This is a genomic window from Sphingomonas natans, from assembly GCF_030546695.1.
GTDB classification, from domain to species: domain Bacteria; phylum Pseudomonadota; class Alphaproteobacteria; order Sphingomonadales; family Sphingomonadaceae; genus Sphingomonas_I; species Sphingomonas_I natans.
Genome location: NZ_JAUOTP010000006.1, coordinates 1 through 23,078, shown reverse-complemented (window position 1 = coordinate 23,078; position 23,078 = coordinate 1). Strand labels below are relative to the sequence as shown.

Here is a 23,078-nt window from a genome sequence, read left to right as displayed (position 1 = left end):
GCGATCGATCGCGGGCTTCACCGGGTCAGACGGGAGGATCAGCTTTGCGTGGCGGTCTTTTGACGGATCTGTGTCACATTTTGTTGGAGATGGATTTCGCCGGTGACGGTTCGGTCGATGACAAGCCCAAGAGTGGCCGCAAGTTTCTCCGCGACGGAGCCCGCGTCCGAGATGTCGATTTCGGCGAACACCTTGCGCTCACCGACGGCGGGGTCATCCACCACGATCCTAGCGGGGGAGCTGCGATTGACTGCCGCGACGACAGTGGACAGCGGCACGCTGTCGAACGTGGTCCTGGAAGACACCTTGTCTGCAGCAGGGGTGGGGAGGTTTTCGGGCCGACGATCGAACACGAGCTGCTGGCCGGGCGTCATGCGTATCGGCCGATTCCGCACGATGGGCGAGGTGCTGGGGAGCATGACCGAGATCACTCCCGAAATGAGACGCACAGACACACGGCCATCGACGCGAACCGAAAATTGCGTGCCGATGGCCGTGACCGCCCCGCCGCCGGCATGGACCACGAAGGGCCGCGTCGCGTCATGGGTCACCAGGAAGATGGCGCTACCAGCCAGCAGCTGGATAGAGCGATCACGGCCAGCGAAGTCGGCGACCAACCGCGCGGGGCCTTCAAGTGTAACTTTCGAGCCGTCCTTCAGAATTATGGTCCGGTCGCCGACCCCGTTCGCGATCAGGCCAGTGTCGATCGCAGCGGGCTGGTCTCGCTGAAGGACCGTAAGCCCGACACCGGCCACCGCAGCAGCTGCCACAGCAAGGCCGGTCGCGGCGAGCAACACGTGACGCTTGCCATGGGACCCCGCGCTGGCCGCGTGGATAAGATCACCCAGTTCTGGCAGCCGAGAGGCGGCGTCGCTGGCACGGCCAACTTCGGCTGACACCCGTCTGTAGATCGCGCTACGTTCCGGGTCTTTTGCGAGCCAGCGCGCAACGCCAGGCCCACGGGTCGGCTCGTCGAGCATCTCCATCACGCGGATGTAGACCTGCTTCTCGCGCCAACGCGTTCGCGCAGATCGGTACCAGCCGATCATGGCTGCCTTCGATGCCGGTCGAGATGCGCAATGGCCTTCACCATCTGACGTTTGACGCTCCAGATGTTTTTGCCGAGCCGCTCGGCGATCTCCTGATGGGTGTAACCATCGACCCGATGCATGAGGAAGATCTGAAGCGTGATGGGCTTCAGCTTACTCAGCACCATGCGGTAATAATCCAATTCCTGTCTATTCGCGACATCCCGATGGACGTCGTCGGCAGCTGGGCGGTCCAGCCCTTCATCAAGAGGGGCGGACATCTTGGCGAGTTTGGTCGAACTCCTTTCGGCTCGATCGCGCAGGAGGTTGTTCGCGATCGTGCGCAGATAGGCCTGCGGCGTCTCGACCCGGGTGCCAGGGGTGGCGCGGAGGTAGCGGGTAAGGGTTTCTTGGGTCAGGTCCTCAGCGTCGTCGGCATTTCCAAGCCGTCGGATGAAATAGCGCAGGAGGTTCTTAGCCTCCGCACGATAGATGGCATGGAAATCCGGATCTCGCTTGCCGCGATCGCGATGTCTATCATCGGACGTCGCTGCATGTTCTATGGGCGGCATCGGGGGATCCGCCGCACACGCGGTGAAAAAGCGAGCCTCGCAGCGCCGGATAAGCCGCAGCCGGGCGTGAAGATTGGGCTTCGGTCCATACGTCGCGCCTATGTCCACTCGGAGCGACGGCCGAAGCCGGATGTTCGAAACCTGACCGTAGGCACAGGCGCATGCGCCTTTACCGGCAAGCCGGCTGGACATGCGCGCATGCCACCCGGCCTCCGCTGTAAGCGGTGACCGAGTACCTACGGTTTGGGGTTTCGACGCCCCATTCCCGCCTTTTCTGCGGGAACAGGACCAATGTGCCTGATCGGGCGTCAGAGGCAAGTTGAATGTTTTTGAAAGAACGGAATCGAGTAGGGGATGGGATCCGCCGTATTGTTGACGAGGCGGGCGCCCGGCGGCCAAGGTGTCGAGTTCAGGGCGATCGCGGCGAGATTCGCGGTCAACTCGAAAAAGGTCAACCGCGACCGTCTCCCTCCGATACCCCGGCTGTTCCGACACTGATCAATCACGCAGGGAACTCTTACTCCGGACGTTCAGTGTGGTGTCGGTCAGCATTCCCCGCGCCCGGCAGTGGGAGGCGCGCGGCATCGAAGCATGCTGCGCCTCGACCTTTGTCGTGTCGTCCGGAAGATCGCCGACTGGCTAACGATCGACGTCCGACCGTCGCGTTTGCTTCGATGCGGCCTTCAGGCCGCGCTACCACGCTGCCTCAAGCAAAGTGGTGGATAGCGGCCCGAGCGCTTTTGGGCGGCGTTCGCCGTAATCGTCCCTTCGTTCATTCGGCCGGGTAGGGCCTCAGGCACTTGGCGTGGTTCAAGGAGGCCTGACCCCTTTGGGTGGCGATCACAGTAAGTCTCCGCGCGACCGAAAAGGCGCAGCGCGGGTTGGCGACTGCCGCGCGAGATCGCCTACCCGCCGAATTGGCCAGCGAGTTGGTACTAGCCCAAGCGCAAAGGTTTGCTGCGGCCTCCTGACGCGGGTTGGAATCAGGAAGCGTTCGACTTATGTTCGCAGCTCGCGGCTGACCCGTGCCGCCAGGAGATTGGCATGCACGTCGTTCGGTTCTTCCCCATCGGCAATGCCGACAGCTGCCTGATCGAACTCGAGAACGGCCGCCGCGCGCTGTTCGACTTTGCCGACATGCGCAACGCCAATGACCAATACGATAAGCGTTGCGATCTTGAGAAGGAACTGCGGGACTGCCTCGATGGCGCCAAGTCGATCGACATAGTCGCGTTCACCCATCTGGACACCGACCACTGCGCCAGGGCCAAGGAAGTGTTCCACCTCGAGCACGCCAAGAAGTACCAGGACGGCGATCGCATCAAGATAGAGACAATGTGGGTCCCCGCCACCGCCATCCTTGAGGAGGGGGTAAAGGGTCAGGCCCGCACGCTGCGTACCGAAGCCCGTCACCGCTTCATCGAAGGCGAGGGTATCCGCGTTTTCGGACGACCGGAGAAGCTGGATCAGTTCCTCAAGGATCGCGGCATCGATCCCAAGACCCGCCGCAACCTGATCACCGATGCTGGAACGCTATGTCCGGAGTTCAACCTCGGACACGACGGCGTCGAGTTCTTCGTGCACTCGCCGTTCGCCGAGACCTGCGGCGACTCGGTGGAGTACCGCAACGGCTCGGCGATCTTTATGCAGGCAACGTTCGTCGTCGGCGGTCGGACGACGAAGATGATCCTGTCCGCCGATGTCCCGAACGAAGTGATCGACGACATCGTCCGCATCACCAGGTATCACAAGAACGACCATCGGCTGGAGTGGGACATCAACAACGTCCCCCACCACTGCAGCTACTTGTCGCTTGCGGACGACAAGGGCAAGGACAAGACCGTGCCCGTTGAGCGGCTCAAGTGGCTCTACGAGGAACAGGGGCAGTCCGGCGGCCTGCTCATCTCGACCAGCAAGCCTATCCCGACGAACGACGACGACAAGCAGCCGCCTCATCGGCAGGCTGCCAACTACTACAAGGACGTGGCCAGCGATCTTGGCGGGGAGTGGCTCGTCACGATGGAGCATCCCGACAAGAACAAGCCGAAGCCGCTTGTGATCGAGATTGGTGCGACCGGTTCGAAGCGGAGGAAGATCGCGGCGGCCGGCGCGGCGACCGTCCTGGGCGGTGCAGCTCCGCGGGCGGGACGATAGCGGTGAGCGGCGAGGACGCGCCAGGATCCAGGCTGGCGCGTGCCCTCGTCCAGTACGTGCGGTACTCGGTCGACCATCCGTACGCGACGATCCGGGAGGTACATCGCGACGAAGGGCGGGATGTGGTCGATCTCGAGCTGGAGATCGATCTCGCGCAGGATCGGGCGGTACCGATCCTGCATCGCGAGCCCGTCCGCATCGTCTTCGCGTCGGCTGACGACCTCGTCGCACCGCGCGTGCTGTCGCTGCGCGACGACTTTCCGTCGGGGCAGGTCCACACCAACCTCGATCACGAGGTCGACGGGCTGTGTCTATGCATCTGGGAGGAGGGGTGGCACGATCTGTCCCGCAACCTGACGGGCCAGGCGCTCGTCGAGCGCATCAGGTGGTGGTTCGCCGGCATGGCCGACGGCAGCCTGCATGCGGAGGAGCAGGTCCTCGAACCGCTCATCGCCACCACCTCCGATACCATCGTGTTCCCGTCGGGCAGCATTGCCGGTCCCTGGTTCATTGACAAGGTGCATCAGGGCGGCGGATCGATGACGCTGATCATGTCGCGCGAGCGAAAGGATGCCGAGGACTTCCGCCTCGACATCTTCCAGCGAGTGCTTCCGTCGCAGGTTCATGGTGCGCTTGCCAACCGTCCCTATGATATGGGCAGCCTAGTCGAACTCACCGCGAGGCTCGGCTTCAACCTGAAGGCCGAGCTGCGGGCGTGGCTAATCGAGCCGGAGCAACTGGCCGCGGCGTCGGAACGCCGGGCGCTGTTCCTGCTCCTCGTACCGAAGCGCCGTACCGACGAAGGCGAGGATGAAAGCTACGAGGCCTGGGTATACACGCCCTCCGAAACGCTGGCGGAACTGGGCGAGAAGCTCGGGATGACGTCGTCCTATGAAGACGGAGGAAGGCTGAGGACGGGGGCCGCTCTTCCTGGAGCCGTCGAACCGGCCGACCTCAAAACCATAAGGCTGTTCAGCTGGCGCATCGTCCAGCGTCTTGATCGGGCAACGGCGCGGCAGTTCGCCGGCTCCGCCCGTGCAGAGGACGCTAGGTTGGTCGCTATCGGCGCCGGCGCGATCGGGTCCAACGTGATTATGAACGCCACGCACGCCGGATTGGGCACCTGGACGATCATCGACAACGATATCGTACTGCCGCACAACACCGTGCGACAGACGCAGGCCAACTGGGCGGTCGGTCATCCCAAGGCGCAGGTGCTCGCTTGCGAGGCCGACGCCATCCTTGCGGAAGGCGGGAACGACCTGATCGTCGCCGATGTCCTGCGTGTCGGCGCCGAGACGGGTCGGATATTGGCCGCGATGCGGGAGGCGGATCTCGTCGTCGACTTCAGCGCCTCGCCCGCCGTCGTCGGGTACCTTGCCGATCAGGATGTTCGCCGCGCATCGAGCTTCTTCTTCGGACCGGATGGCTCGGACCTCGTCGCGCTGGACGAGGGGCACGGCCGCACCGTTCTGCTGGACGAGATCGAGGCGCAGTACTTCCTTGCCGTCGCGGCGTGCCCCGCGCTGGAAGGTCACCTCGCCACGGCCCGCACCGATCGGATCCGTTACGCCAACGCGTGTCAGGATCTCTCTCGTCCCCTGCCGCCGTGGCAGGTGCACATGCTCAGCGGTCTGGCCGCCGGACGGCTGCCGTCCTTGCTCGAAGACGTCGCGCCATCGGCATGGGTGTGGCGCCTCGATCCGGATACCGGATCGGTGCTGCCGATACGTCTCGACGTACAAGCCACGTCCCGCTTCGCATCGGACATGCTGCGCGTTTCCGTGTCGGGCAGCGTCATCGACGCGATGCGGGCGTACCGCCAGAAGGCGGCGCCAAACGAGACTGGTGGCATCCTGATCGGCACCTTCGATCTCGTGCGGAACGTCTTGCACGTCGTCGCCGCGTTGCCGGCGCCGCCAGATTCGCGGCAGGCGCCGACCTATTTCGTCCGCGGTGCCCAGGATCTTCGCCCCCTCGTCGACGATCTTGCCGGCGCGACGGCTGGGCGACTGCGATACGTCGGCGAATGGCATAGCCATCCCGATGGCGCGGCCGCCCGACCGAGCAGCGACGACGAGGCCGTGTTTACGTACCTCCGCCAGCAGCTGGATCCTGCTGGCGCCCCCTACGCCATGATAATCTGCGGATGCGAGGAAACCTGGCTGCGAACCGCTTGGCAGGACCGCGGACAGGTCGAGGGGGTGATCTCCTATGACGATGCCTGATCTAGACGGTCAGCCCGGAGAGAGGATCGCGCTTGCGCTTTCCGGTGGCGGTTCGCGCGCGATGGCGTTTCATCTTGGCTGCCTGCGTGCGCTCCACGAACTCGGGATCCTGCAGCGCGTCTCCACCATGTCCGCCGTGTCGGGCGGCAGCGTTATCGCCGGAATCTACTGCAGCCACCCCGGCGACTTCGTTGCCTTCGAGCGTCAAGTGCGCGAGGTGCTGTCGCGGGGCTTCCTTCGTCCAGCCGTGCGTACCGCGCTCACTACCGACGAAGGCGTGCGGGCGATCGGAACTCGATTGGTGCTCGCCGTCGATCGGACTGCCGCCTTTATCGTCCGACGGTCCCTTGCCGTGGTCCGCTCGCGACCGAATTGGGGATGGCTTGGCGCATCTCCGATATTGCGGCGGTTCAGCCGGACGACGATCCTGAGGCGCACCTTCAGCAAGGTTTTCGATGGTGCGAAGCTGACTGACCTGCGTTCCGACCGTCCTCGACTTGTGATCGTGGCGTGCGAACTGAGGGCCAAGGCTGCCTTCTACTTCACTGCGAAGCGCCTACACTGCTGGCGCTATGGATCGTCCGGTTCGGAAGGGGTGGAACTCGCCGATGCGGTCGCCGCGTCCGCGGCCTACCCGGCTGCATTACCGGCCATCGAGACTAACATGCCGTTCGAGAAGAGCGGGCGTACCGAGAGGCACCGAATCACACTGACCGATGGTGGCGTCTACGACAATCTCGGCCTTGCGCCGTTCTGGCCGGGGCGGGATCCAACGATCAGCCTGGACACCGGCAGTCACCAGCGGATCATCGCATGCAGGGCCGGCTACGCACTCGACGTGGCCGATCCCGCTTCGACGATGCTGTCGCGAATGAATGCGGCGTTCGAGAGCGTCTTTGCCAGAGCGCAGAATCTTGCCATGACGCGGCTCTACGATCTGGTGCGCGGCGGCGAGCTGAAGGGGTTCCTGCTACCCTATCTGGGCCAGCGGGACGCCAGCCTCCGCTATCCACCCGATGATCTCGTCCGCTGCGAGGAGGTCGCCGGCTATCCCACCAACTTCTCGGCCATGCCGGCTGAGTGGATCGATCGGCTTTCCCGACGTGGCGAGCAGCTCGTGCACGCCTTGGTAAGGGAGAACTGGCCTGAGATGCTGACGACCATCACCTCCGCCGCGTCCGACCGCGCCGGCGCGGGGAGCGGCGTTGGATGACTATGCGACAGCTGCGTGCCGCTGCTTTGCAGCCGGACCTTCGGACAGCGTAGGATTAGCGATGACGACAGGGGGTAAGGTGTGGCAAGGAACAGTGCAGTTGCGGAGGCGATCTACAGGCGCCACATCCGACTTTACCGCTATCTCAACGACGCATGGATATTTACAGCGCTGCTGAGGCCGGAGTTGAAGACCCGCGGGGACAAGCTTCGGTCTTCAAAGAGCAAGGCAAAAAAACCCTATCCGGTGCCGAAGCGCAAAGGCACGGTCACGAGCCGGCGCCGGGATGAAGATATCGGCCTGATCTTCTATGCACAGCACGAGCGCGGAGTTTTTGAGACGAACATCGTTTCGATGGTGTCGCGGGTAGAGGCATTCATCCAGGAATGTATGGCGATCGCCGCCAGCGCCTTTCCCGCCAAGCTTTCGGTGTTGGCAGACAAGAGCGGTATTCCACTCGACTTGTTTCTTGAGCACGAGGACCGGGAAGACGTGATTAGCCGCTTCGTTGCGCTCAAGAGCGAGGGGCTGATGTTTGGCAAGCCGTCAGAATACCTCGACAAAGCGGCGAAGGTGCTGTCGATCGAGCTGGAGCCGGAAACGGTGCGCGCTTTTGTTGAGATCAAGGCATCGCGGGACATCATCATCCATAACAGCGGCCTCATTAATAAGCTCTACGTCGAGAAGGCAGGCGACAAGAGCCGGGGTGACGCCGGTGAGGAGCTGGTCATTGACGACGCTTATTTTCGGCACGTCATCGTGACGCTGAAGGCGCTGGCTGGGGCCATCCAGTCGAAGACGGAAGCGGTTTACAAATAGCCGCGCCGTTTCTGCTGCACGGCGCCTTTTAGCTGCGGATATGTGAGGATGAACGGCGTCCGCTTCTAGGATGGGGCTGAGCGTGTTTGAATGGCGGGTTGTGGGTCTTCCCCGCACCCGCCCCTGCCGATCGCTACTAGAGCGCACTGCTGGTCACTCGTGAAATGGCACCCAAAACATTTTGACATCCACATTCAGCATGCCGGATTTCACGGTCGGATCGTCCGTCGCAATTTTGGTCGCCTCTTGGAGATCTGCAGCCTTGAAAATCGTCATACCGCCATCCGCAAGCACGCCGTTGAGCCCGCCGGCCCGCTCCATGAAAGGCCCGCTCAGGATGGTCAGTCCCTTCTCGGCCATCTTGGTCATGTAGCCGACGTGGTCGAAGAAGTCGGGCTGCTCGTTATATTTGACGCCCCTGACCCAGTTCGGACCGGGGGTCTGAAATGCCACAAAATAGTGAGGGCCGTTCTCGTCGATCATGAAGCCAAACTCCACTGATGAAATGCGTTGCCTTGTAGCCTCTCGGGCTTCCTCAATGTTCAGCATCTGGTCGATAATGCGTAGCCGGTAGTTTCGGATAACATTGATACCCAGACCGAATGAATACCGCCGCATGTGCAGGCGCCCGGTCGTCATGAAGAATGACTGTTATTCAGACGACGGGTCTTATGCTCGCCGATGAGCGTGCCATTTTCGCCTCAACGGAATGCGGTTCGCTTCCGAGGAGGACCAGGACATGGATAGATTGAACGGAAAGATAGCGGTGGTGACCGGCGGCAGCAGCGGCATGGGCCGCGCCACGGCGCAGCAGTTCGTGGCCGAAGGCGCGAGCGTGATCATCACGGGGCGCCGGCAGGATCGGCTTGACGAGGCGGTGGCCGAGATCGGCGGCGCGATCGAAGGCTTCCAAAGCGACATTGCCGACCTCGGCGATCTGGAGCGCTTGCGCTCTCACATCGCGGGGAAGTACGGGCGGATCGACGTGATCTTCGCCAATGCCGGCGGTGGAACGCTCGGAGCGTTCGGCACCGTGACGGAGGCCGACTTCGACCGAAGCGTGACCACCAATCTGAAGGGTACGTTCTTTACGGTCCAGACGCTCCTGCCGCTCGTCGTCGACGGCGGCTCGATCATTCTCAACGGGTCGATCGCGGCAAGTCTCGGGATGCCAGCCTTCACCGTGTACTCGGCTACGAAGGCCGCAATTCGTTCCTTCGCTCGCACCTGGACGACCGACCTGAAGGAGCGACGCATTCGGGTCAACACGCTCGCGCCTGGCACGATCATCACGCCGATCATGACCGAGCAGGCTGGCTTCAGCGACGAGCAAGTCGAGGCTTTCTATGCGCAGTTCGCCAGCGAAACCCCGCTTGGGCGCAATGGCGACGTGAGCGAGATCGCCTCAGTCGCAACGTTCCTCGCGTCGACGGAGAGCAGCTTCATCACCGGCGTCGAATTGCATGTGGACGGTGGTTACGCCCAAGTCTGATGCGTCGCGAGTCGGGCTGGTCGGGACCAAATGCCCGCCAGCCTGATCCATCGGCCGCAGCCCATCAACGCCGGCTCCAGACTGGAAGGACCAGGCAGTGTCTACATCTATCGAGAATGTTTCCCAGATCCTCGCCCTCGAGGGAAAGGTCGTGCTGGTAACTGGCGGAACGTCCGGAATCGGCTTGGCGATGGTCGAGCGTTTCGCATCTGAAGGCGCGCGCGTCTTCGCCGTTGCGCGGGGCCAAGACCGCCTCGAAGCGCTTGAGGCGCGCCTCGGCCCAACCGTCACCGGCATTCCGGCAGACATAGGCCACGCGGACGATCTGGAGCGCGCCTTTGCCACGATAGCCGCGACGGGTTTGGGGTTGGATATTGTTTTCGCTAACGCAGGTGCCGCCATTCCCGGGGTGCTCGGCTCGATTACGGCTGTCGACTACAGGTCCGTGTTCGACGTGACTGTTCTGGGCACGCTGATGACCGTGCAGCATGCGTTGCCGCTCATGCGCGACGGTGGTTCGATTGTCCTTACGGGCTCGATCGCCGGCGCGAAAGGCAGGGCGGGTCGCAGCGTCTACAATGCGAGCAAGGCTGCGCTGCGCTCGTTTGCGCGGAGCTGGGCGAGCGATCTTGCGCCCCGCAATATTCGGGTGAACCTCCTGAGTCCCGGCCCTACCGACACCAGTGCTTTCGCCGGGGCGAGCGATGTGGTCCGCGAAAGAATGGCAGCGCAGACGCTTCGTGGCCATCTTGCACGGCCGAGCGAGATCGCGGCGGCTGCGCTCTTCCTCGCGTCGGATCAGGCATCGTTCGTGAACGGGGCGGAGCTTTTCGCCGACGATGGTGCCGCCCAGGTGTAACCGGCCAGCCGTGATCAACCGCTGCCCTGAACGCTGGCCGATTGCTTCATCCGCCAGACGGCACGTGAGGATAGGCGGATAACGCGGGGCCGGCTAAACAGGATTAAGGTAATGGCTAATGGGATCGGCGGCTTGAGCGACCAGTTTCAGGCACTGCGGCTGTTCGTGCAGATCGCGCGGACCGGCAGCTTCTCCAAAGGCGCCCGCGAGCTGCGCCTCTCGCAGCCGACGGCCTCGCGCATCATTGCGCTGCTCGAGGAGCAATTGGGCACAACGTTGTTTTCGCGCTCCACCCGCGCTCTGACGCTGACGGATGCGGGATCGGCATACCTGACCCGCGTCCAACCGATCCTTGCCTCCCTCGAGGAGGCCGACAACGAAATCCGTGGGAGTGATAATCTTCGCGGCACGCTTCGTATCGGCGTGGCATCAATCATCGCCTCGCGTGCGATTGTGCCGCGCCTCGGGGCATTCGTGGCCCAACATCCGAATTTACAGGTGGATCTCACGATCGACGATCGCCGGCAGGACCTTATCCAGGAGGGGATCGATGTCGCCATCCGCTTCGGCAAGTTGCCGGACTCGAGTGCGACGGCACGCCTCATAGGGCGCTGGCCGCTGATCGTCGCAGCGGCGCCAGCCTACCTCGAATTGCATGGGGTCCCCGAGACTCCAGAAGCCCTTGGTGACCATATGTTCGTCATTGCGGGACCGGTGGCTGGCAAAGAGCTGATGTTCATTCAGGGCGATCGTCAGGTTAAGGTTCAACCGGTAGGGCAAGTGTCGATCAACGGAGCTGAGGTCGCAGTAAGTGCCGTTCGAGCCGGTTTGGGTATCGCAGTCGCTAGCCTGCCCGCATTCAGTGAAGACCTCGATGCCGGATCACTTGTGCAGCTGCTGCCAGACTGGAAACTTAGCGATATCGAGGCGCACGCGCTGTTTCCAAGCAGCCAAGGCGCGAAGCCTGCCGCTCGCGCATTTGTCGATCACCTCATCCAAGAGTTGCGATCGGTGTGAATGGTCCGTGGAGCTGGACGTCGCCAGACGAAGGCGGTTGCAAGGTCGGATTAAGACCTGGACGCGGGTCAATCCGAGCCAAGCCTAAAGCTGAATGAGCGTCCGATTTTGGGAAGCGCCTGGAGGCGGGCGAATGACCGGCTATGGGTCGGAATGCCCCGAACTGACATTGTTGATTCTAGTCAGCTTTCAGGAGCGTCTAGAAGCAAGCGCAGGCGGTCGGCGTCCGCTGGCGAGGCGGGGTTGTAAATAATCATCCCAAGCTCCGGTCGTCCCTCGACTGCGAAAGAGGAGAATTCCATCGCGAGCAGCCCCGCGGCTGGGTGATGGATGCGCTTGATGCCCTCGCCATGCGCCACCACTTCGTTGTCCAGCCACAGCGCCTCGAACTCAGGGCTCATGCGCGACAGCTCGACGACCAGCTCAATGACAGCGGCGCTGGTGCTGGCGCCCGCGCGCGCCACGTCGGCGCGAAAGGCACCGACCACAAAGCGGGCCATGCCGTCCCAGTCCTCATTTCGAGCGCGGACATGATCGCTGCCAAACATCAGGCGGAGGATGTTGCGTTCCTCGCGTGGCAGCTTGGCATAGTCGGTCAGAAACAGTGTCGCCGCCCGGTTCCAGCCGACGACGTCCCACATCGCCGTCTTGATGATCGCAGGGCTCAGCACCATCCCGTCGAGCACGCGCTGCAGCCGGGCGGTGATGCCGTCAACCGGCTGGTAGCGCGCCTCAGGCGGACGGCCGAGGCCAAGCATGTAGAGATGCTCGCGTTCCGGCTCGGTCAGCATCATGCCCTTGGCGATACGGTCGAGTACGTCGGCCGATGGAGCACCGCCACGGCCCTGCTCCAGCCACGTGTACCAGGTCGGGCTGATATTGGCACGGCTCGCCACTTCTTCACGGCGCAAGCCGGGCGTACGCCTGCGGCCACCGCCGAACCCGAACGCGGCTGGGTCGAGCCGGGCCCGGCGATCGCGCAAATAGATGCCGAGCTGGTTCGGTGCCTCGCTAGCCATGATCGATCCTGTTGAACGTTATACCATGATAACGTCACTACTTTAACAGGTTCAACCTGGTCGCGATATGCCGCTCCGCCCAAAAGGAGATTTCTCATGCGCGTGTTTCTGACCGGCGCGACCGGCTTCATCGGCTCGCACGTCATTCCCGAACTGCTCGATCGCGGTCACCGGGTGCTCGGCCTCACCCGCTCCGATGCCGGCGCCCGTCAGCTCGAAGCGGCCGGCGTGGACGTCCATCGCGGCGACCTGGACCACCCCGAGACGCTCGCCAGCGGCGTGGCATTGGCTGACGCAGTGATTCACTGCGCGTTCGATCACAATTTCGCGACCTTCTTCGAGAATACCAAGAAGGACGAGCGGAACATCGCCGCGATGGGCGAAGCGCTGGAGGGGACCCAGAAACCGATCCTGATCACCTCGGGCGTCGGCATCGGCACGCCGCTGAATGGCGGCCCGGCGATCGAGGACGTGCTCAACCCGCGCCACGCTAATCCGCGCATCGCGACGGAGCTCGCCGGCGCGGCGCTGATCGCGCGACGCATCGATGTGCGCACCATCCGGCTGCCGCAGGTGCACGACACCACCAAGGCCGGGCTGATCACGCCGCTTGTCGCCGAGGCGCGCCGAGCCGGGGCGGTGGCCTATGTCGGCGAGGGACAGACGCGATGGTCTGCGGCGCACGTCAGCGACGTCGCGAAGCTTTACGTCCTCGCGCTGGAGAAGGGCGAGCCGGGCGCGCGTTACAATGCGTCGGTAGAGGAGGGCGTCACGGCACGCGCAATCGCCGCGGCGCTCGGAAAGGGTACCGGGCTGCCGGTCCGCTCGGTCGCGGCCGACGAGGTCGAGCGCTATTTCGGCTGGATGGCGCCGTTCGCCGCGCTCGACATGATTGCGTCGAGCGCGAGGACGCGCGCGCGGCTGGGATGGGAGCCGACCGGCCCGGATCTGCTCACCGACCTCGCAGCAATGGATTATTCAACGCTCTTCAAGGCTTGATCGAAGGCCGTTGCGCGCCGGATGGCCGATTGCCGGCGCGCAACGGTTTCAAATGCTTCTAAGTGGCGGCTTGTCGCTGATGCAGGTCCCCATGAACCCAAGTCCCAAATTGGGACACGCGGATAGCGCGCTCAATATCGGTTTGTGGGTTGTGGCGGCGGCAAGCGCAGCGTCGCGCTCGCCAGTCGCGCCGTTGCGAGAGGATCGTCTGCGCCGCATTCGGACCGAGCAGGAAGTCCTTGTCGCTGAAGGTGGTGTAGAGGTCGGTCGGCTGGTGACATTGCGGGTCTCAGCCGCCTCCGATCTGGGTGCCGCGGCCATTCTCGCGCAGCTGACGAAGGGCGCCAGGTCCATGAACGGAGCCAGATCGGTCTTGCTCATGCGGCTGAGCCCAATGTTGTTGTGCGGATTAATCGAAGGCGGCATCATTGCGGGGGAAGGAGCATTGATGCCGCCTCACGAGACCTTAGAGCGGACGGCAGTCATGCCGATGGGGGTCCATGCCCATCTCCTCACTATGGCAGGCGCAGACCGGCGCCACGCTTTGGTCGAGCTGGACAAGATCCTTAGAGATGATGAGCTCGGGTGGGCTCGCGACCTGATTACCTATGTGCGAGCCGGTCGGCTGGGCGTGTTGATGCAAGACTGAGCGCGCGGAATACAAAATTCGCTCCAAGAACACGTGAGCGGTGAGTTAACTGGAAATCCGTCGCGCGCTTACCAATCGGTCCAAATGCGTCGCAATGATCAAAGTCAGTCGAGCCGAAGACCCATATCCTCGAAATGACGGGCGACCTCGCGAGTCAGATGACCCCGCAGGTTGACGGTGCCAACCGATTTCTCGATCGAGATAAGCAAGAACGCTCGGATGCGCCCCAAAGCATATTGGTCAATCAGGCCGGACGCCTGAAGCTCATTGCACAGAGCTGCTACGCCGGCCAATGCGACTTTGCCAGTGGCGAAGTGATCTGTCTGAGCCGCCGCTGAGGCGACCTTGTCCTCGCCGTTCATGGACATCTCCCCTCAGCAACAAAAATGGCGCTAAATCTTTCGCACTGGCTGTATCGGTTGCTAGCTCATCCATCATGTCGATGAAGGCCGCATATGACTGAGGAGCTTCTGCTCTCGACGATTGCCATCGAGCTCGAAGCATTGATCGATCGGCTCGACGGCGTTGGCAAGGGAATCCTCGCAATCCCGCATATGACATTGGCGCTCGATCGCCTCCGAGCCGAACTAGAACTGATTGAGCAGGGCGATCAGGTCGTGCCGCGCACGCACTGATAAGCGCAACTGCGAGCTCCGGGCATCATTTGGCTTCGGGGTCCGCACGATAAGCCCGAGTTCTTCAAGCGTTGCGATCCAGCGGAGGGCTGTCGTCGCCGGCACAGCTCCCGCGACGCAGAGGCTGCTTACAGACGGCGACTGCCCCTTCCGCTCGGAGATCAGCAGATCCAGCAGCATATCCCAGGCCGGATCGGCGAAGAGCCCGCCAAGAAAGGCGCCATCGCGTTTCCGCCGGAAACGATACATCCTATTCGCGAGGTCAACGGCGTTGCAAAAATCGCTCGCGTCGCCGTCATCGTACGGGACGAGGCTAAGACTGGCCGGTCGCCCTTCGGTCACGAGAGCGCTTCCCGGGTAGAAGAGACCCTATCCGATGCTCGGGCGACGCTCGATTGATGCGAGCACGATGCCGAAGCGTGCCCAGCACGATTGTCAGGCACTCCGGATACGACCAAAGCTGCGTTGCGTCCTTGTAGCGGGTGGGCAGCGTGAAGGGGTTCACGATTGTCCCAATGTGCAAAAGCACGACCACGCCTGCAATCGCTGCCAGCGACGTTGGCCAATATCGGTCCGCCGTGAGAGCGACCCAGACGAAGCCGGCGAACATCAGGGTATCCGCAACGCCAACGCCCCACTCTGGACCCTGAAAGCGGCGGCCGAGCGGGGAGATCAACAACCATGTCAAGACAACCGCGGCCGCGAAAATCCCGGCTGCCTGTCGCTCCGGCCGGCCCCCGCGAACGAGAGCATAAGCGAAGGTCAGGAGCAGGACCGCGAGCGCGACCGCCGATCTGATCATAGGGGACATGGGGCCGACCCTCCCTGTCGGACCTGTTTGCGTCAAGGGAGGGTCGGCTCTTCACTCAGGCTGCTTCGCTATTGGCAGCCTGGCCGGAGGTGAACATCGGCATCACGACGTTCTGACAGACATCGCCCGCGCCGGTGATCGGCAGGCCGAGATCGCGGCCGAGGACGGCAATTTCGCCATGCGCCCGGAGGCTCTCTTCCATCATGGTGATGGAGTTGCCGATCACGCCGTTTATGCGCGCCAGAGCGCCGTAGCCTTCGCCCTGGCGAAAGCCGTGGTGCTGCCGCGCGTCCATGATCGTCGTGATCACCTTGGCGCTGGCCACGATCGTAGCGTCATGCGCCGCTTCAAGATCGCGGAGGCTGCGGGCAACAGCGACATCGACCCCGGTCATTCTCTTGGACATAGCTTCTCCCTTCGCGGTCGCCAATGCGACCGCGTTCCTGCGGTGAAAGGTCATTGAGATTCAGCTTCGGTCGTAGATCCAAAGCATGACGGCAGTGGCGATCGCGCAGAGCGCGACCTGCATCAGGATCATCCCCACCCTCGTCAGGGTGTCATATCGATTGCGTCTCCCGTGATCGGGGACCGGCTCGGGCCGGATCAGGACTGAAGTGTCGAAGACGGCGTACTCCTTTGCGGGATGGTCGGCCTGTCCGCTCGCTTGTGGTTCCCCGTCGTTGCTAACGGGTTGATTTGGCCATTTTTCTGCATCGCCGGGAAGGGTTTTCGGTTCACTAGTTATCCGCTCACCATGCCCGTCGAATTCGTTGACAAGCACGCGCGCGGCTTTGCGGCGACTGCTGATCCCGATTTTCGCCTTCGCCGACTGGACTTGGTTATTGACCGTGGCGGGCGCGACGTTGAGCTCCCGCGCTATCTCCTTCGTCTCGAGGCCAGCATCTACGAGTCGCATGACCTGGATCTCGCGAGGGCTGAGCCCGAACGGCGAAGACGAACCCATGATCGGGAGGATGGGCGACGAAGCATTTGGTTGACAAGAGGTTAGTCCGCAGCTCGCAATTGAGATCTATGAACGGGCGTCGGGTACGCTTGTAGGTGTACCGTCTTCCGTTGGAGCCAAATATGTTCATTGTTCGAGGCGACCGTCTGGCCCGTTCAGATTAGCAGTTGATCAACATGAACAAACGTCCGCGTTCAGGGACGGCGATGAGCGCGCTGAATGGCCGGCTATGGGTCGACCCGGCCGCCGAACTGCCAGTCGGCTTTCGCCCCATGAGCTGACATTTGGCTTGCGGCAGCTGTTGCCGCAAACCTGCATCAGCCACGCATTTACCGGCTGTTTACCGTCTGTTAGGGGCTGTTCGCTCGCGCGGTCCTCGCCCGAGTCGGAGGGGGGTAAGCATGGGTAAGACAGTATGGGGCTCGGTCGCAGCGTTCTTGATGGCGAGCGCGAGCCATGCGGTCGTAGTCGCGGGAAATACTGGGGGAACGTCCGACGGCGGAGTTGCAATTTACGGTCAGTCCTTCACTGTTTCAGGAACAGGCTCGTTCAACGGCCTTGCGTTCAACTTTTTCAACGAGACTGGTCCAGCCCAAGCTTCAGGAAGCGCCTTCATCTTTCAAAGCGCATACGCCGGCACACCTGAGGGCCTTTCTTCGGCCTCGCCCGGATTACTTGCGCAATCAGCGTCGGTTAGCGGCGGTGCATACCAGTTTGATCCGGCGTTCAGCGTGAATGCGGGTCAGCAGTATTTTCTGTATACTAACTCGCAATATTCAACCGTTGGCTCCGGTTCGGATAATTACCAGGGCGGCAACGTGTACGTCGCATACGACCCGAACGCGACTTTCATCCCCTTTCCAGGTCAGGACGCGAATTTTCGGCTTACGGCGACCTCGACTAACGCCGTTCCCGAACCTGCAACATGGGCCATGTTCATCAGTGGCTTTGGGCTGATCGGTGGAGCAATGCGCCGTCGCCAGCGGGTGAGCGTCAGCTTCGCCTGATTCGACATCGGTCAACGAAGCGGGGCGCTCCGGTGCATGCCGAGAGCGCCCTTTCTACGTCTGCTAACTACCACTCCCACCATTCGACAGAATTATTCCAGCCTCCGAAAGCTGCCGTTGGGACGGGGTGAACGAACGGCAGAATCTGGGAAGCTAGAAAACCGGCGCCAATGTCTTGGATTGGGTCTCGCTGGCTGTCAGCGGGCAGGGCGGCTTACGACCAACTCAAGACATTCAGCGTCGTTGATGTGAGCGCCAGCCTTTGCTGGAACCCGCCACTCGGGTCGCGCAAACCGGACTTTCGGCTTTGAGCCCGCCGATTGTCACGCTCGAACGCTATCATACATTATGGCGCCACAGCTTCCGCAACGGCTGCCTATCAGCATCGGCGAAAGGCACGGCAGCCGCCCTTTTTGCGGATATTCAGCGCGCCGTGGAGACGACGCTGGGACGGATCGCGTCGGACTCAGCCGCCTAACGGACGCCAGCCTCCCCGGCAGTGTCAGACTGACGCAGATCAAGATAGCCCGGCGTGAAGCCGACCATGTGCTGCAACCGCCGTATGTCAAGGATGACGATCTGCCGCTGATGGAAGGTCACGAAATTTTCCTCGCGTAAAGCGCCCAGCTACGAATCGCCGATTGGCGAGATGCTCGAAGAACAGCGCATCGGGGAGCAGTTCCGTGACCGTCACCACGGTCCAGCCGTTCGCCCGGTGCAGGCGCTCGTTCAAGCCTAGCGCTGATTGGAAAAGCCATGTTGCCGAAGCCAGGCGGAGAAGCGCAGTCTCTGATAGCGATACCAACTGACGACAAGGACGTGGCCAGCACGGCCCGTCGGGTGGTTCACGATCGCCCCAATTGCAATCAGCGGATCATAGACTGCCTTGCTAAGAAGCGTGCCATCTAACTCGGCGCGCCAGAAGCTACAGTTGTCCAGTGTTGCCCCATCAAACCGGACACCCGTGATAACGGCGCCATCAAATTTGCATTGGCGAAGCGTCGACCCGTCAAATGCATCCGCTACTTGGTCGGCAGTTATCGTCGTCCCTCGAAAGTCACATTTCAAGAGGTCAGAATCGATGAAACTGCTGTCACTTAGTGTGCTGCTGCCGGCTCGGCCGGAGAAACTCACCTTCGTCATAACACAATCGTGAAACTCAACCCTGTTAAACGTCGATGCCGTCTCACCAGCCTTGGGCGCTCCAAACCGTGCGCTGTCGACAATAGCGTCTTCAACTTTCTGGCCGGAAAACGAGAAGCCCCAAAGGGGTAGGTGCGTCAGCCCGGTGTCCGCTTCGGTCTTGATTAACAGCGACCGCTTGGGTCCGCGTCGCAACTGCAAACGATGGGCCCGCCGACGGCGCTGTCGATCGGTGGCGATCTCCGCAGAGACAAAGCCAGCAATCCCGCCGACTACCAACGCGTCAAAGCCGGCGACTCCAATATTCGCGCCCAGTTCCCCAACATATTTCGGTGTGGGTAGCCAGGTGAAAGTGTCGGTACTGCCGATCAGGGAGAGATAGTAGCCGCCGATGAAGAGGATAACGATCGCAGCGAGAGCAATCAACATCCGGCCAAGCAGGCTCACTTCTTTTCAGAGAGAATAGACAGAACCTCGCGCTTCCGGTCGTCGCGCAGCACGTTAGAAGGACAACGCAAGACCTTTCTCAGCATATTCTCACCATAGGCCACTTCCAGATCAGCGATTGCCGTCGCGAAGGTCGTTCTGTTCCATCCATCATTCCGGACGTCCTGCCCAACTGACTTTGCGCTGGCCCGCTGCCCCGACAGGCCGGAGAAAATCTCGTCGATCAACGCACCCAGAACCAGATCGAAGCCGCTAATTCGCTTGAGCATGTTGCGCGGGCGTCGTGCCAATATGGTGAAAAAGATCGGCGGGACCCGCTGCCAACCCGCCGCATGCAGCCTGCCGTCCAGCTTCCGCGACCGCGGGAGATACTTCATCGCCTTATAGTGCGATGATCTAACAATAGTCGTCAGTATGGAGACATAATAGATCCCGTTGCTCTCATCGGCTTTAAACGAGCGAGTTAGTAAGTCCATGATATCGTCGATCAGAACGATCGACCCGGTAGGCGGCGCCTCAACAATCTCCTCCGCTTCGCTTTCTGCGCCAACTAGGTCTGCTTGGTCGTCATCGTCTTGATCGGCTTCATCGTAATCATCGACATCCTCGATCGCCTCGGCTGGTTTGCGCTTCAGCTTGACGACTACGTCGCTTTCGTCGCCCGGAAATTGAAAGTCGAGATACTCAAGATTGTCCGAGTGACGTGATGACGGCAATAGTCGCCTGGGTGAGTGATTGATGAACGTCTGGGCGCCGCCGATCTCGGCTACCAAAGCGGTGTCTGCAAACAACCCAAAGCCTTTGAAGGCCTCCAACTGAGCGCCGAGTGTGACAGCATTTTCCTCGATACGGGGCGCCCGATAGAGCTTGAACAACGCCTTGATCTCATCGCGACTATCGGTTCCGAGTTCGTTGAACAGGATGTCTGCGGCTGTGTCGTCGCCGCCGTCCAGCCGCCTAAGAATGGGTTCAAAAGTATCCGCAAGGTGAGAGCTGCTCAGCGTTCCTTTGGCCACGCAAATTTTGCAGGGGAGCTTGTCGTTTATAAGGAGCGATCGCAATTTGAGCACAAATGAGATTAAATCATCACGACTCTGAAATTGAAAATATTTAGCAGTGATGCCATCGATTATAATTCCAGCGCTCTGCAGGTGTTCCTTATTTTCCGATGCGCTCAAAGTATATGTGCAAGCCGATATGATGTGTCTTTCGAATCGTCGGCTCGCTTCGTTGGGGTTAATGTATTCAAGCGGATTCATGCTTGAAAGGCGGACGGTGAGATCGACAACTCCAATGAAATTTGTCGTCGCCATAACGCTCCCCTAAGCTGCCTTGAGGAATAAGCGGATCGGGGTCACAAAACCCTTTCGGACCAAAGGGATCATTTTCTGGTATCGCTGTTCCGTGCAAAGTGTGAGCCGGCGCAGCGCGTCGTCCGATGACTTGCCGAACAACATGCTGAGATCGCCATGCTCGCCGCGTGTCGAGCGGTTTAGAACGCACAGCACGTAGCAGCCGCTGGTTGTGACCACGCGCTTGTCACCGATCACCTTCGTGAGGTCGCCCTCCGACAAATCGTGACGGCGGACGCGGGCTTTCGGCTTTTGGCCTTCGCCATTCTGGCGTTCTGTGCGGGCGCGCCTAAACGAGCCAGTTCGCACGAGCCTAACGGCTTCTTCGGTGGTGAGGAACTGCGCCGAAAACGTCTTTTCGAGAAATTGCGTCCAAAATTCGCCGAGCGCGCGCGCGGCTGCGGCATCCATGGTCGAGTGAAGGTCGTTGCGCGCGAGCGAAGAGAAAGCGGCGTATCGATCGGGATCGAACGCGGAAAATAGCGATCCGTTTGGCAGCGCGGCCGCCGTCGACCGCGCGAACTTGGCTTTTGCCTCGAGGAAAAGCGGCTCGCCGATCGTGTCGAGCTGCTTTTCAACTTCATCAGGCGACGGCGCCTTTGGTTCCTCTCCTGGTCCCGCAGCCTGCGCAGCCAATTCAGTGAGCTTTGCCTCTGTCAGATGTGTCTTGATCTTGTGAATGACCGCTTGCAGGCTGTCGGAATTAGCGACCATCAGGTCTTGCAGGAGGTCCTGAACGATCGCGTTGATCTTGAGCGACCGCTTCTCCTTGTCCACGGTTATCACGCTGGAGAAATTAGACGAGCCAGCCTTCCAGCTGAACGCGTCGCCCGCTTCCAGCGCGAGAACGAGGTTCAGCGAAGACAATAGCTTGCTGTCATCAACCGGCGACGGCGACACGACAAGTCGCGTCGAGGCCAGAAGCCCGCCGGCGCCAGAATTGCGTTTCGCTTTTACGCGTCGCTCAATCCCTTCCAGGGTCAGGTCTTGGAAATATCCGATGCTCTCACCGGAAATCTCAAGACCAACATAGTCGTAGCCGCTTTCGACGCGAAACCGCCTCAGATTGGCAATTGCATTCTCGCGGATCTTTTTCGCGGCACCAAGGCTCAGCCACAATCCATCTGCCCCACCATCGACCGTGACGTAATAACGCATCTAGAACCTCAAGCCCCCCGGTGATCGCCGCGCCCGCAACGCGCCGATTCTCTTCACAGTCTACCGGCGGGAGTAAGCGAAGCAACGCGATTTTCGGCCCAGTTTGAATGAACACAGTTTGGGCGGGCGACGAGCCGGGTGGACCGACGTGCGACGTCGGCTTCTGACACGAGCTGTCGTTCGATACGTCGCGTGCGAACGTCGGGAATGTTCCAAACCAAGCCGTTCGAGTTATTGGCACGATGGGCCGAAACGGCCGGGCCACTGACATGAATGGACAGCAGGTTTCGGGGACCGACCGATGCAGCACGAATGGCCGACTTTGGGTCTCCGCTACAACGACCCTGTTAGACAGAAGGCGGTCCCGGACACTTCTCATTGAGCGATGTGGCACCATAAGTGACTCCACTTCAGGCTGCGCCTATAGTCGGATCATGTCGTGGCGCGTGGGGGCGGGCTAATGGATAAGATACTCGTAGGCACGGGCGTGGCTTGCTTAGTTGCAGCCGTGTTTGGCGGAGGTATGTCACTGCTCGGCATCACTTTCCCCCCCCTTGCCGCTCTCCAACGACAGGTTCTCCTGTTTTTGGTCGGTGCCACCCTCCTCCTTCTCGGCGTCTTTCTCGCTGACGTTCAGAGCTACCATTACAGCCGTGCTCAACCATCACTGCCGACAACCGGGCCGACCGCAGCAACTGAAGGCCCCATCGAACCCCCTGTCGTCACAGCCCCGGTGTCAAACCCGCAGATCGCTCCTCTGCCCGCCCCCTCACCGAAGCCTAAACACGAGGTACAATACCACATCCTTCCGGTTCCGCGGGTTCGGGAGGGCAGCGCTGGCTACATCTATCTTGGGCAGCGCGACGGTAACACGTGGGCTGTCAACCGGTATGCGCAGGCGGGAGCGATCATCGACACCGACAAAGTGCCAAAGCCGGGTGAGGAGTATCGCGTGAGGCAGGACGTGAACGTGCGAACCCGGCTTCCCGATGAGGATGCACCGCTCGTGATGAGCAGTAGCCTAGGTGCGGCCTACAGGGGAGATACCGTCCGCGTCGGCACTGTGTCGAAGATCGGCAAGGAGAGGTTCTATTGGGCCGCAGTAAAAGTGCTACCGCGACCGAGCGAGTGACCCACGTTGCTTGTGGCCAGCTTCAATAGAAGCGCGTTGTCCAGTCGTTGAGACCACTGCGCCGTGCTCAGAGTGCCTGTTTCGTATGACGAAGGGTGCTGGAGGCGATCTTTTCAGTCTCCCGCGTTTGCGCTGAACTATGCCACAGAGCCTGCGATTGAAATCTAAGCCTTCTGGTCGGTTTGCGACCCAGCTCACCTCAGGGGCGGGACCGGGCACTTCTAGGAGGGGTAAAGGGTCGCAGCTTAGATGAACAAGCGTCCGGAGTAGAGGACGCGAAAATAAGCCATGAACGGCTGCGTTTGGGTCCTACCCGCCGAAGCGATCTCGTCTCTCTTCGTCGACCGACATGCCGAATTGGCGTCAGGCCGCAGTGGCCA

At 61.3% G+C, this 23,078-nt stretch carries 24 protein-coding genes and 1 pseudogene; 13 read left to right on the top strand and 12 right to left on the bottom strand.

What is annotated here, in order from left to right:
• Positions 1–38: 38 nt before the first annotated feature.
• The 3 genes from Q4F19_RS13660 to Q4F19_RS13650 form a co-directional block, all read right to left on the bottom strand.
• On the bottom strand, positions 39–1,049 hold the full coding sequence (locus Q4F19_RS13660) for a FecR family protein (RefSeq protein ID WP_303543456.1): 1,011 nt from the start codon (positions 1,047–1,049) through the stop codon (positions 39–41).
• Entirely contained in the window at positions 1,046–1,792 is a 747-nt protein-coding gene (locus tag Q4F19_RS13655; RefSeq protein WP_303543453.1) for an RNA polymerase sigma factor, read from the bottom strand. Before Q4F19_RS13655 ends, Q4F19_RS13660 begins: the two co-directional genes overlap by 4 nt.
• A gap of 116 nt (positions 1,793–1,908) precedes the next feature.
• Complete coding sequence (locus Q4F19_RS13650) at positions 1,909–2,055, bottom strand: hypothetical protein (RefSeq protein WP_303543451.1); 147 nt, start codon at positions 2,053–2,055, stop codon at positions 1,909–1,911.
• Between the two features lie 589 nt (positions 2,056–2,644).
• Between Q4F19_RS13650 and Q4F19_RS13645 the strand changes: the two genes are divergently transcribed.
• From Q4F19_RS13645 to Q4F19_RS13630, 4 genes are all read left to right on the top strand, one after another.
• Positions 2,645–3,754 carry a ComEC/Rec2 family competence protein gene (locus Q4F19_RS13645; RefSeq protein WP_303543449.1) on the top strand — a complete coding sequence of 370 codons (1,110 nt, stop codon included), beginning with the start codon at positions 2,645–2,647 and terminating at the stop codon, positions 3,752–3,754.
• Positions 3,755–3,756: 2 nt separating this feature from the next.
• Positions 3,757–5,982, top strand: a complete 2,226-nt coding sequence (locus tag Q4F19_RS13640) for a Mov34/MPN/PAD-1 family protein (RefSeq protein WP_303543447.1) — start codon at positions 3,757–3,759, stop codon at positions 5,980–5,982.
• Positions 5,969–7,195: a patatin-like phospholipase family protein gene (locus Q4F19_RS13635; protein ID WP_303543445.1), complete on the top strand. Its 1,227-nt coding sequence runs from the start codon at positions 5,969–5,971 to the stop codon at positions 7,193–7,195. The genes Q4F19_RS13640 and Q4F19_RS13635 overlap by 14 nt, the downstream gene beginning before the upstream one ends.
• A gap of 81 nt (positions 7,196–7,276) precedes the next feature.
• Positions 7,277–8,014: a hypothetical protein gene (locus Q4F19_RS13630; RefSeq protein WP_303543443.1), complete on the top strand. Its 738-nt coding sequence runs from the start codon at positions 7,277–7,279 to the stop codon at positions 8,012–8,014.
• A gap of 153 nt (positions 8,015–8,167) precedes the next feature.
• On the opposite strand, the gene Q4F19_RS13625 is transcribed toward Q4F19_RS13630, so the two are convergent.
• A complete protein-coding gene (locus Q4F19_RS13625; protein WP_303543441.1) occupies positions 8,168–8,653 on the bottom strand; it encodes a YciI family protein in 486 nt (161 codons plus the stop codon).
• A gap of 100 nt (positions 8,654–8,753) precedes the next feature.
• On the opposite strand from Q4F19_RS13625, the gene Q4F19_RS13620 reads away from it, so the two are divergent.
• The 3 genes from Q4F19_RS13620 to Q4F19_RS13610 all read left to right on the top strand — a co-directional run bounded on the left by Q4F19_RS13620 (position 8,754) and on the right by Q4F19_RS13610 (position 11,382).
• Complete coding sequence (locus Q4F19_RS13620; protein ID WP_303543439.1) at positions 8,754–9,506, top strand: SDR family oxidoreductase; 753 nt, start codon at positions 8,754–8,756, stop codon at positions 9,504–9,506.
• Between the two features lie 97 nt (positions 9,507–9,603).
• On the top strand, positions 9,604–10,365 hold the full coding sequence (locus Q4F19_RS13615) for an SDR family NAD(P)-dependent oxidoreductase (protein ID WP_303543438.1): 762 nt from the start codon (positions 9,604–9,606) through the stop codon (positions 10,363–10,365).
• Between the two features lie 111 nt (positions 10,366–10,476).
• Positions 10,477–11,382, top strand: a complete 906-nt coding sequence (locus tag Q4F19_RS13610; protein ID WP_303543436.1) for a LysR family transcriptional regulator — start codon at positions 10,477–10,479, stop codon at positions 11,380–11,382.
• Between the two features lie 182 nt (positions 11,383–11,564).
• Here Q4F19_RS13610 and Q4F19_RS13605 read toward each other — a convergent pair whose 3' ends face one another.
• A complete protein-coding gene (locus Q4F19_RS13605) occupies positions 11,565–12,401 on the bottom strand; it encodes a helix-turn-helix transcriptional regulator (RefSeq protein ID WP_303543435.1) in 837 nt (278 codons plus the stop codon).
• 96 nt (positions 12,402–12,497) lie between these two features.
• Here Q4F19_RS13605 and Q4F19_RS13600 point away from each other — a divergent pair, with 96 nt between their 5' ends.
• Positions 12,498–13,400 (top strand): SDR family oxidoreductase, encoded by a 903-nt coding sequence (locus tag Q4F19_RS13600; RefSeq protein ID WP_303543433.1) that lies wholly within the window; start codon positions 12,498–12,500, stop codon positions 13,398–13,400.
• A 10-nt stretch (positions 13,401–13,410) separates the two neighbouring features.
• Positions 13,411–14,049, top strand: a complete 639-nt coding sequence (locus Q4F19_RS13595; protein WP_303543431.1) for a hypothetical protein — start codon at positions 13,411–13,413, stop codon at positions 14,047–14,049.
• Between the two features lie 104 nt (positions 14,050–14,153).
• Here Q4F19_RS13595 and Q4F19_RS13590 read toward each other — a convergent pair whose 3' ends face one another.
• A complete protein-coding gene (locus tag Q4F19_RS13590) occupies positions 14,154–14,411 on the bottom strand; it encodes a hypothetical protein (protein ID WP_303543429.1) in 258 nt (85 codons plus the stop codon).
• Positions 14,412–14,504: 93 nt separating this feature from the next.
• Here Q4F19_RS13590 and Q4F19_RS13585 point away from each other — a divergent pair, with 93 nt between their 5' ends.
• Entirely contained in the window at positions 14,505–14,684 is a 180-nt protein-coding gene (locus Q4F19_RS13585; RefSeq protein ID WP_303543427.1) for a hypothetical protein, read from the top strand.
• An 866-nt stretch (positions 14,685–15,550) separates the two neighbouring features.
• Here Q4F19_RS13585 and Q4F19_RS13580 read toward each other — a convergent pair.
• Together Q4F19_RS13580 and Q4F19_RS13575 are read right to left on the bottom strand one after the other, a co-directional pair.
• Positions 15,551–15,889 carry a hypothetical protein gene (locus Q4F19_RS13580; RefSeq protein ID WP_303543425.1) on the bottom strand — a complete coding sequence of 113 codons (339 nt, stop codon included), beginning with the start codon at positions 15,887–15,889 and terminating at the stop codon, positions 15,551–15,553.
• Between the two features lie 72 nt (positions 15,890–15,961).
• On the bottom strand, positions 15,962–16,459 hold the full coding sequence (locus Q4F19_RS13575; RefSeq protein WP_303543424.1) for a helix-turn-helix domain-containing protein: 498 nt from the start codon (positions 16,457–16,459) through the stop codon (positions 15,962–15,964).
• Between the two features lie 401 nt (positions 16,460–16,860).
• Between Q4F19_RS13575 and Q4F19_RS13570 the strand changes: the two genes are divergently transcribed.
• Together Q4F19_RS13570 and Q4F19_RS13565 are read left to right on the top strand one after the other, a co-directional pair.
• Positions 16,861–17,466: a PEPxxWA-CTERM sorting domain-containing protein gene (locus Q4F19_RS13570; RefSeq protein WP_303543421.1), complete on the top strand. Its 606-nt coding sequence runs from the start codon at positions 16,861–16,863 to the stop codon at positions 17,464–17,466.
• A 348-nt stretch (positions 17,467–17,814) separates the two neighbouring features.
• Positions 17,815–18,084 carry a hypothetical protein gene (locus Q4F19_RS13565; RefSeq protein WP_303543793.1) on the top strand — a complete coding sequence of 90 codons (270 nt, stop codon included), beginning with the start codon at positions 17,815–17,817 and terminating at the stop codon, positions 18,082–18,084.
• On the opposite strand, the pseudogene Q4F19_RS13560 reads toward Q4F19_RS13565, so the two are convergent.
• From Q4F19_RS13560 to Q4F19_RS13545, 4 genes and pseudogenes are all read right to left on the bottom strand, one after another.
• Positions 18,077–18,199: pseudogene (locus Q4F19_RS13560) on the bottom strand (phenylalanine 4-monooxygenase); the annotation flags it as partial. The gene Q4F19_RS13565 and the pseudogene Q4F19_RS13560 sit on opposite strands and share 8 nt — an antisense overlap.
• 2 nt (positions 18,200–18,201) lie before the next feature.
• On the bottom strand, positions 18,202–19,056 hold the full coding sequence (locus Q4F19_RS13555) for a pentapeptide repeat-containing protein (RefSeq protein WP_303543419.1): 855 nt from the start codon (positions 19,054–19,056) through the stop codon (positions 18,202–18,204).
• Positions 19,053–20,369 (bottom strand): hypothetical protein, encoded by a 1,317-nt coding sequence (locus tag Q4F19_RS13550; protein WP_303543417.1) that lies wholly within the window; start codon positions 20,367–20,369, stop codon positions 19,053–19,055. The genes Q4F19_RS13555 and Q4F19_RS13550 overlap by 4 nt, the downstream gene beginning before the upstream one ends.
• 9 nt (positions 20,370–20,378) lie before the next feature.
• Positions 20,379–21,566 (bottom strand): hypothetical protein, encoded by a 1,188-nt coding sequence (locus Q4F19_RS13545; protein ID WP_303543416.1) that lies wholly within the window; start codon positions 21,564–21,566, stop codon positions 20,379–20,381.
• Positions 21,567–22,026: 460 nt separating this feature from the next.
• On the opposite strand from Q4F19_RS13545, the gene Q4F19_RS13540 reads away from it, so the two are divergent.
• On the top strand, positions 22,027–22,698 hold the full coding sequence (locus Q4F19_RS13540; protein ID WP_303543414.1) for a hypothetical protein: 672 nt from the start codon (positions 22,027–22,029) through the stop codon (positions 22,696–22,698).
• Positions 22,699–23,078: the final 380 nt, after the last annotated feature.